Annotated in this window: 1 pseudogene; it reads right to left on the bottom strand. The window is 74.9% G+C overall.

Annotated features, from left to right (window positions below):
• Nucleotides 1-1147: pseudogene (locus tag Y694_RS21930) on the bottom strand (heavy metal translocating P-type ATPase); the annotation flags it as partial.

The following is a 1147-nucleotide window of genomic DNA, read 5'->3' as shown; positions in this document are numbered from 1 at the left end:
CGGGCACGCGCCGCCGACAGCACCGCGCGCGCCAGCGGGTGCTCGCTGCCGGCCTGCACGGCCGCTGCCAGCGCCAGCGTGGCGTCGTGCGCGCTGGTCGTTGCCTTGAATTCGACCAGCGTGGGGCGGCCGACGGTGAGCGTGCCGGTCTTGTCGAAGGCCACCGCGCGCAGGCCTTGCGCGGCCTCCAGCGCCGCCGCGTCCTTGACGAGGATGCCGTGCTGCGCCGCCACCCCGGTGCCGGCCATCAGCGCCGCCGGCGTCGCGAGGCCCAGCGCACAGGGGCAGGCGATGACCAGCACCGCGACGGCGTTCAGCGTGGCGTGCGACCAGTCGCCGCCGGCCAGACCCCAGCCGAGCAGCGTGAGCGTGGCGATCCCCAGCACCACCGGCACGAACACCGCACTGACGCGGTCGACCAGCTGCTGGATCGGGGCCTTGGCGGCCTGTGCCGTCTCGACCAGCCTCACGATGCGCGCCAGCGTCGATTCGGCACCGAGCGCCGTCGCGCGCACGCGCAGCAGGCCTCGCCGTTGAGCGCGCCGCCGATCACGCGCTCGCCGGCGGCGCGCGCCACCGGAAGGCTCTCGCCGGTGAGCAGCGATTCGTCGAGGTGGCTCGCGCCTTCCTCGACGAGGCCGTCGACCGGCAGCCGCTCGCCGGGCCGCACGACGACGAGGTCGCCGCGCACCAGCGCCGTCAGCGGCAGTTCGGTCTCGACGCCGTCGCGCAGCACGCGCGCGGTCTCGGGCCGCAGCGCCTGCAGCGCGCGGATCGCCGCGGTGGTCTGGCGCTTCGCACGGGCCTCCAGCCACTTGCCCAGCAGCACCAGCGTGATGACGACCGCCGACGCCTCGAAGTAGAGATGCGGATCGCCGTGTGTCGCGTGGCTCCACAGCAGCTGCCACACGCTGAGGCCATAGGCCGCCGAGGTGCCCAGCGCCACCAGCAGGTCCATGTTGCCGCTGCCGGCGCGCAGCGCATGCCAGCCGTTTCGGTAGAAGCGCGCGCCGAGCCAGAACTGCACCGGCGTCGCCAGCGCCCACTGCCAGCGGCGGGCAGCATCGCGTGGCCGCCCCACAGCAGCGCGAGCATCGGCAACGCCAGCGGCAGCGACAGCAGCGCCGCGACAGCCACCGGCCAGCCG

It is taken from the genome of Methylibium sp. T29-B (assembly GCF_000576225.1).
GTDB lineage: Bacteria > Pseudomonadota > Gammaproteobacteria > Burkholderiales > Burkholderiaceae_C > Methylibium > Methylibium petroleiphilum.
This window is presented reverse-complemented; position numbering and strand designations above follow the sequence as displayed.